Here is a 7,310-nt window from a genome sequence, read left to right on the forward strand (position 1 = left end):
AGCAGGTGAGTCTGGAGGAGCTGTGATGCCCAAAAAGCCCCTGATAGACCAGCTTCACCACGAGGACGCCTGGCGGCTTTTCCGCATCCTGGCGGAGTTCGTGGAGGGGTTTGAAACCCTTTCGGAGATAGAGGTGCCCTTGGTTTCCGTCTTCGGCTCCGCCCGCTTTGGGGAGGGCCACCCCGCCTACACCCTGGGCTACCGCCTGGGAAGGGCATTAGCGGAAGCAGGCTTCGGCGTGGTGACGGGAGGCGGCCCCGGGGTGATGGAGGCGGTGAACCGGGGGGCCTTTGAGGCGGGCGGGGTGAGCGTGGGCCTGAACATCGAGCTTCCCCACGAGCAGAAGCCCAACCCCTACCAGACCCACGCCCTGACCTTGCGCTACTTCTTCGTGCGCAAGGTGCTTTTCGTGCGCTACGCCGTGGGCTTCGTCTTCCTGCCCGGGGGGTTCGGCACCCTGGACGAGCTCTCCGAGGTCCTGGTCCTCATCCAGACGGAGAAGGTCCACCCCTTCCCCGTCTTCGCCTTGGACCGGGGGTACTGGCAAGGGCTTCTGAGCTGGATGGAGTCTCTGAAAGAACAAGGGGCCATCGATCCCAAAGACCTTGCCCTCCTTACCCCACTGGATTCCCCGGAGGAAGTGGTCCAGGCCCTTAAGGGAGTATCCTAGAAGGGATGCGCCTGGTCCTGGCCACCAGCAACCCCGGGAAGGTGCGGGAGCTTAAGAAGGGCCTGGCTCCTCTGGGCTGGACTCTTCTTTCCCTGGCCGACTTTCCCCTGCGCATGCCCAAGGAGGAAGGCGCCACCTTCCTGGAAAACGCCCTCCTCAAGGCCGCCTACGTGGCCAAGGCCACGGGCCTTCCCGCCCTGGCGGATGACTCGGGCCTCGAGGTGGCCCTGCGGGTGCGCCGTCTGCTGGAGGAAGCCGGGGTGGCCGTCACCTTGACCCGCGAGGACGATAACACCTTTTCCCCCGACAAGCGCACCGACCTAAGCCAGCGGGTGGCCTTGGCCGAGGGCAAGGATCTGTTCGTTTCCATTCATGCCAACGCCATTGCTCCCCCCCGGGCTGATGGCTGGTGCGGCCTCGAGGTCTACTACTTTGGCCCCGGCAACGCCTGCCCCTTTTTCCCAGCCCCCGCCCCACTCCAGCCCCCTCCACTGGCCATCGCCCCCAGCCCCTTAGAAACCCTCCCCACCCCACCCGACCTGGCCCAGCCCAGCCCCGAGGACGTCAACCCCATCCCGCCGCAGAGCCTGCCCACCCCCACGCCCCTTATGAACTCACTGCGCCGCATGGAGCTTTCCCGCACCCTGGCCACCCGCGTTATGGCCCATCTGTTGGGGGCCACGGCGGCTTTCAACCGGGGAGTACGCAGCGCCGATTTCTATGTCATCCGCTACAACAGCGTGCCGGCCATCTTGGTGGAAATGGGCTACCTGAGCCACCCCCTTGAGGGGCAGAATCTGCGCCAACCGAACTATCTCGACCGGCTGGCCTATGGAATTGCTCGAGGGGTGCTGGAATACCTGGAAAACGACCATCCTGTGGAGTAATAAGAAATCCCCCTAGTCCTCTCCCGTAGAATGGGGCCATGGACCTCGCCAAACACCAACGCCGCCCCCGGCTGCAACTCAAGCTGCAGCATCACCCGGATAACCTTCACGCCCTGTACCGGGAAAGCCAAGACCCCATAGAACGCTCCCGCTGGCACGCCCTCTGGCTCCTCGCCACCGGCCACCCCATCCCAAAAGTCGCCCAAACCCTGGGCTACTCCACCCGCTGGGTCCGGGACACCCTCCACCGCTACAACCAAGGCAAGCCCATGGCCGACCTCCGCCACCAAAACCCAGGCCAGCCCCCCTTGCTCCCCCCAGAACTCCAGGAGGCCTTCCGCCAGGCCCTCCTGCAACCCCATCCCCGGGACGGAATTTGGACCATAAGGAACGCCGCCGAGTGGCTCTCCGAGAGGCTGGGCCGCCCCGTGGACCCAAGGCGGGCCTGGAGTTGGATGAAGCGCCTGGGCTTTGCCCCCCTCCGCCCCCGTCCCCGGCACCGGGAGCGGGACCTGGCCGAGGGGGAGGCCTTCAAAAAAACCTCTTCTTCACGGTCTTTCTCCTGAAGTACCTCTTTCCCTGGCTGGAGTTGGAGCTCTGGGCCATGGACGAACACCGCCTGGGGCTGAAGCCGGTGTACCGGCGGGTGTGGGCGCCCCGGGGGAGGACGCCCCTGGCCTGGGTGCGGCCGCGGTACCGGTGGTTGTACGTGTACGGTTTCGTGCGTCCCAGTACGGGGGAGAGCGAGTTTTGGCTTTTGCCCACGGTGAATGCGGCTGTGTTCTCGGAGGTGCTTCGGCAGTTTGCCCGGCTTCGGGGGTCTGGGGGGAGGAAGGGGTTGCTGGTGGTGTTGGACCGGGCGGGATGGCACGTGTCCAGGCGGGTGGAGGTACCGGAGGGGGTAGGTTTGGTCTTTTTGCCCCCCTACTCTCCTGAGCTACAGCCTGTGGAGCGGGTATGGCCCTTGGTGGACGGGGTGGTAGCGAATGGGCGGGTGGATTCGGAGGAGGAGCTTTGGGAGAGGGTGGAGGCCCGCTGTGCTTACTTGCAGACCCAGCTGGAGCTTATTCGGAGCCACACTCTTTTTCACTGGTGGCCGGGGGGATGCTGAGGGAATGGATCGGGAGGATTTCATATAACCGGCTATCCTATGGGGCATGGAGCTGCTTCTGAATCTCTTGCTTATCGCAGGTGGTGTGGTGCTCTTGTACTTTGGCGGCGAGGTGCTGGTCAAAAACGCGGTGGTTCTGGCCCGTAGCTGGGGCATCAACACCATGGTGGTAGGCCTGACCGTGGTGGCCTTTGGTACCAGCAGCCCCGAACTGGCCGCCAGTCTGGCTGCGGCCCTTTTCGGCAGCCCCAGCATTGCCATAGGCAACGTAGTGGGCTCGAATATCCTAAACATCTTGCTGATTCTGGGCCTGACCGCCCTAATCCAACCCATACGGGCCCAGGCCCAGTTCATCCGCCGCGAGGTGCCCTTTATGATTGGCACCGCCCTGCTGCTCTGGGCCTTTCTCTACTTGGGCCAGCAGGTAGGCCGCTGGGAAGGGCTTTTTTCGCTGATTTTGCTGGGGCTATACATCGGCTTCCTTTACAAAAGCAGCAGCGGCGAGAACCCAGAGGTAGCCCAGGAATTCGAACAGGAGTACGGCCAGCCCGCCCAGATAAGTTGGCGCAACTACCTCGGGTTGGCTCTGGGGCTAGTCCTGCTGGGGCTGGGGGCCCGCATCCTAACCCTGGGCGCGGTAGCGCTGGCTCGAGGCTTCGGCGTATCCGAGCTGGTGATCGGCCTGACCGTCGTGGCCTTGGGCACCAGCCTACCCGAGTTGGCCACCTCGGTGGTCGCGGCCCTGCGGCGTGAGCCGGACATTGCCTTGGGCAACATCGTGGGTTCCAATATCTTCAACATCCTGGGCATTTTGGGCCTCACCGCCCTGGTACAACCCATTGACCTACCCTGGGCCAGTATCCAACGGGACATGGCGGTTATGCTGGGAGCCAGCCTGCTGCTGTGGCCCTTTCTGGTCACCGGAGCCCAGCTGAGCCGGCGGGAAGGCGCGGTTTTTCTAGCCCTGTACGCCGCCTATACCTTCTGGCTGCTGCAGGGCTAGGCCGGAGCGTGTAGGGCTGCCAGCCCCACCATGGCCCGCTCTAAGGCCAGGCGCATATCCCTTCCGGTTTTGGCCGCCTCCTCAGCCTCCATAAGAATCTCCAAGGCCCGCACCACCTTCTCCCCTGGCATCCTTTTGGCCAACAGCAAAACCTGCTTGGCGGCATAAGGGTGCATACCCAGGGCGCTGGCCGCAGCCCCCTCACCCAACAAGGGGTCTTGCTGCAACAAAGCCCAGGCCCGGGCTACCCGCACGTACTGCCAGGAAAGCGCGCCCAAAATGCGCAAGGGGTCCTCGCCGCGCTGTAAAAGCTCTTTGGCGTATTTGAAGGCCTGAAGAGGCTTACCCTCGGCAATCGAGCGCACCAGGTCGAAGCCCGAAATGGGCGTCTCCAAGGCAACGAGGGCCTGAACCTTTTCCAAGGTGAGGGGGAGCGTGGCCCATTGCAACTTCTGTAGTTCCTGATCGAGGGCCTCGAGGCCCACGGTGGGGTTCTCCGCGCTTCCTTTTGCACCCACCAAGCCCGCCAGATACGCGGCCACCGCCCCGGGGAGCTTCAGGCCGTAGTGGCGGGCACGGTTGTGTACCCACTGGGTCATCTCCTTGGGGCTGGGCACAGGATAATCGCGCCGTTGGGCATTGTCGGCATACCACCGGCTGCGTGTGGCACTGGGCTTAGGATCGAGCAGCAGCACTACGGCCCCCTGCGGCAGATGTTGCAACACCTCCCGCAGGGGTTTCCACTCGGCCTCGCCAAGGTCACGCAAATCCACCAGAGCCCCACTGGGGCCGAAAAGCCCACCGCTGACCTCCTGCACCAGCAAAGCCGGCTCGGGAGGCATCAGGCGGGGGGGCAGCCCCTGCAAGCTGGCCTCCTGCAATAAAGCCTCGCGAGCCAGGAAGCTATCCCCGGTGAAAACCTGAATCATGGGTCAACCCGGCTAGGCCGCAGGGTCTGCGTTGGCCTCGGCCGCCTGGGGGGAAGGGGCGGGCTTGGGCGCTTGCCGCTCCTCTTTTTCAGGCCGAACCCCCTGGCTCCTGGCATACTCCCCCCATACCTGCAAAAGCTGGGGCTCGAGGTCGGTCACCATACCCTGTAGGCGGGTCAGCTCGGTACGGCTAAAGCCGTTGTTCATCTCCACGCTCACTGGGTTCAGGCTGAACTTGGCCCAAGACTGGCCGTCGCGAGTCACGTAGATGTGCGGCTTTTCCTGGGCACTCCCCGATTTGACGTAAAAGCGGAAGCCGGCACGGCGCATTAGGGTCAACATGCCTTAAGTCTAATCGCCCGGCTGGCCTATGGTAGTGCTTCTGACCCTCAGTCCGCCGCCTGGGGGGCCGAGTCCTTTTCTTTGCGCAGGAAGAAAAGCAAGCCCAGACCAAAGGGAATGAAGGCCATCCACAGGTTGGGATAGGGGTAAAACAGGGCCAAAGCCAGTAGGCCCATCACCCAGCTCTCCCAGCGCCTCAAAGGCCGGCGGGTATAGCCCACTGTGGCCGCAGCCAGGAAAAGGATGGCCACCCCTGTGAAGAAGAAGCGCTCTAGGATGATGAGCCAGCCCTCGAGGCCCGGCAGGCTCTGCAGCACCGGCAAAATCAAAAGCCCTGTTCCGGTGAAGGAGAGTAGGAAGAAAAAGCCAATGATGTACTTGGCCAAGGCCACCCGTGCGGCATAGACACCGGTCAGGATGGGGTTGGTCTTGAAAACCGAGGCTGCGGCATAGCCAGAAAGGGCCACCGGGGGCGTCACATCGGCCAGCACCGCATAGTAGAAGAGGAACATATGGGTAGCCAGGGTAGCCGCCAACAGGGCCTGCTGGGGCTCGAGGCCATAGCCCTGGAAGTTGGCCGCAGCAATCTTGATAATGGCCGGGGCGGTGAGGGATGCGGTGAGCACATAGGTGGCGGTAGGCGGAACCCCCATCCCCAGAATCAGGCTAAACACTGCGGTAACCAAGGTGGCCAAGAGTAGGCTCTCCCCCGAGACCTGGCCTAAAAAGATAGAGAACTTGGCCGGTAGCCCGGTAATCACCATCATGCCGAAGATCATGTTGGCGGCCACAATGGCCGAGCCAATGGGAATAAGCTGGCGAAAACCTTCCACCAAGCCCTGGGCAATGGGCCGCAACACCCCCCGTAGCTGCCCACTGGCCGCCGCGGGATAGAAAAAGGTACCCACCCACAACCCCACCACCGCCAACGTTACCGGCAGCACAGGTATCTTGCCCAGGTTCCAGCCCAAAAGCACGGGCAGGAAGGCCCCCAGGAGCATCAACCCGATCCCCAAAGGCAGGCCCACCCGGTAGGCCGGGCTTTGCATGGCCTCCTGCAAGGCCGCAGGCCTCAGGGTAGGGTCGAGGTAGGCAATGAGCACAAAAGCCAGCAAGGCCAGATAGACCGCAGTGGCCACCTCGGTTCCCAAAAACAACATGACCACGATGAGCAGAATCGGCAGAAAAATGGTGCTGTAGCGTAGAGCATAGTTACGGCCCAGATGCCCTTCGGCCCCTACCGGCGGCAGCTTGGCCTTGCGGGTATAAAACTCGTTGTAGGCCAGGATACCCATCAAATAGAGCAACATGGGCCCCAGAGCCATAATCACCACCCACAGGTAGCTGATCTGCAGAATCTCAACCATCACAAACGCGATGGAGCCCAGCACCGGTGGGGTAATCAGGGCAATGGTGCCGGCAGTGGCCACCAAACCCGCAGCGGTCATGCGGTCGTAGTTGGCCCGCTCGTATAAAGGCTTGGTCAGCGCAGCCACAAACTGGGTATCGGCAGCCCCCGAGCCGCTGAACATGCCCATAAAGACCGAGGCGATACCGGTCACCCGGCCCGGGGTCTGGGGGGTACGGCCCACCATGGACAGCGCGATATTGGCCACCACCTTGCCCAGGCCCAGCGTGCCAATCAAACCCGAGAGAATGGTGAAATAGACGATGTACTTTGCCGAAACCCCGGTGATGAGGCCATAGATGCCGGCCTCGGTCTCGTTGTAGGACTTGCCCAGGATCAGGTCGATGCCGTTTTTAGCGCCCTGGAAGGGGCCGGGCACCAGATGGCCGTACATGTTGTAGGTGAGAAAAACCAACACCAACGAGGGCATGATGGGGCCCAGCAACCTCGAGACCAACCCCAGCACCAGAATCATAACGGTGAAGGACATGCTCATGTCCCAGTCGGTGGGAATAACCGCCCGGTTCACCAGCTCCTCGTAGTAGCGCACCTGGTAGACCCAGGGCAGAACAGCCAACAAAGCTGCAGCCAGGTCAGCGTAGCGCCGAACCCTAGGCCAGAGGCCTGGCAGCACCGCCAGGGCCCAGGCCAGCGTACCCATGGCCCGCCCCAGGGGCGAGATTTCCACCCCTGGCACATTGGGCACCCAGAAGGTGTAGAGAAAGGGCAGGCTCAAGAGGGCAAAAACCCACGTGCCCAAAGTGGGGCGGGCCGGCGGGAGCTGTGCGGTAATCAAATACCTTCGTGTGCTACCTCATAGCTCCCCCCTAGCCATTTTCAAGAGCACCCGGCTACGGATGAGGTTGTGGACCAGCAGGATGAGGTTCACCCGGGCCACTAGACCCCAGTAGGACCGAACCTCTATCCGGTGAAGCCCCAAAGAGCGTACCATCACGCTAA

Annotated in this window: 8 protein-coding genes and 2 pseudogenes; 6 read left to right on the forward strand and 4 right to left on the reverse strand. The window is 62.7% G+C overall.

The features are described 5' to 3' along the window. Window positions 1–25: 25 nt before the first annotated feature. The 6 genes and pseudogenes from F604_RS0110835 to F604_RS0110855 all read left to right on the forward strand — a co-directional run bounded on the left by F604_RS0110835 (window position 26) and on the right by F604_RS0110855 (window position 3,671). The gene (locus F604_RS0110835; RefSeq protein ID WP_019550330.1) at window positions 26–670 is read left to right on the forward strand and encodes an LOG family protein; all 645 of its coding nucleotides are present in this window, start codon (window positions 26–28) and stop codon (window positions 668–670) included. Between the two features lie 5 nt (window positions 671–675). Continuing rightward, window positions 676–894, forward strand: a pseudogene (locus F604_RS13340) (non-canonical purine NTP pyrophosphatase); the annotation flags it as partial. A gap of 36 nt (window positions 895–930) precedes the next feature. Beyond that, window positions 931–1,557, forward strand: a complete 627-nt coding sequence (locus F604_RS12950; RefSeq protein ID WP_038044794.1) for an N-acetylmuramoyl-L-alanine amidase family protein — start codon at window positions 931–933, stop codon at window positions 1,555–1,557. Window positions 1,558–1,595: 38 nt separating this feature from the next. Then, complete coding sequence (locus F604_RS0110845; protein WP_019551665.1) at window positions 1,596–2,123, forward strand: winged helix-turn-helix domain-containing protein; 528 nt, start codon at window positions 1,596–1,598, stop codon at window positions 2,121–2,123. 38 nt (window positions 2,124–2,161) lie between these two features. Next, window positions 2,162–2,668 (forward strand): IS630 family transposase, encoded by a 507-nt coding sequence (locus F604_RS0110850; RefSeq protein ID WP_155984183.1) that lies wholly within the window; start codon window positions 2,162–2,164, stop codon window positions 2,666–2,668. A gap of 46 nt (window positions 2,669–2,714) precedes the next feature. Continuing rightward, complete coding sequence (locus tag F604_RS0110855; protein ID WP_019551667.1) at window positions 2,715–3,671, forward strand: calcium/sodium antiporter; 957 nt, start codon at window positions 2,715–2,717, stop codon at window positions 3,669–3,671. Here F604_RS0110855 and holA read toward each other — a convergent pair. The 4 genes and pseudogenes from holA to F604_RS13585 all read right to left on the reverse strand — a co-directional run. After that, window positions 3,668–4,600, reverse strand: coding sequence for a DNA polymerase III subunit delta (holA, locus tag F604_RS0110860; protein ID WP_019551668.1), 933 nt, complete (start codon window positions 4,598–4,600; stop codon window positions 3,668–3,670). The genes F604_RS0110855 and holA overlap by 4 nt on opposite strands. A gap of 12 nt (window positions 4,601–4,612) precedes the next feature. Continuing rightward, on the reverse strand, window positions 4,613–4,942 hold the full coding sequence (locus F604_RS0110865; protein WP_019551669.1) for a DUF4160 domain-containing protein: 330 nt from the start codon (window positions 4,940–4,942) through the stop codon (window positions 4,613–4,615). A 47-nt stretch (window positions 4,943–4,989) separates the two neighbouring features. Next, entirely contained in the window at window positions 4,990–7,146 is a 2,157-nt protein-coding gene (locus F604_RS12235) for a TRAP transporter permease (RefSeq protein WP_019551670.1), read from the reverse strand. A gap of 18 nt (window positions 7,147–7,164) precedes the next feature. Continuing rightward, window positions 7,165–7,310, reverse strand: a pseudogene (locus F604_RS13585) (transposase); the annotation flags it as partial.

Source organism: Thermus scotoductus DSM 8553 (assembly GCF_000381045.1).
GTDB lineage: Bacteria > Deinococcota > Deinococci > Deinococcales > Thermaceae > Thermus > Thermus scotoductus.

What these genes read in the sequence shown, in the direction of transcription:
- F604_RS0110835 (WP_019550330.1), top strand. Translation starts at nt 26, where the DNA reads ATGCCCAAAAAGCCCCTGATAGACCAGCTTCACCACGAGGACGCCTGG.
- F604_RS0110845 (WP_019551665.1), top strand. Translation starts at nt 1,596, where the DNA reads ATGGACCTCGCCAAACACCAACGCCGCCCCCGGCTGCAACTCAAGCTG.
- F604_RS0110850 (WP_155984183.1), top strand. Translation starts at nt 2,162, where the DNA reads ATGGACGAACACCGCCTGGGGCTGAAGCCGGTGTACCGGCGGGTGTGG.
- F604_RS0110855 (WP_019551667.1), top strand. Translation starts at nt 2,715, where the DNA reads ATGGAGCTGCTTCTGAATCTCTTGCTTATCGCAGGTGGTGTGGTGCTC.
- holA (WP_019551668.1), bottom strand. Translation starts at nt 4,600, where the DNA reads ATGATTCAGGTTTTCACCGGGGATAGCTTCCTGGCTCGCGAGGCTTTA.
- F604_RS0110865 (WP_019551669.1), bottom strand. Translation starts at nt 4,942, where the DNA reads ATGTTGACCCTAATGCGCCGTGCCGGCTTCCGCTTTTACGTCAAATCG.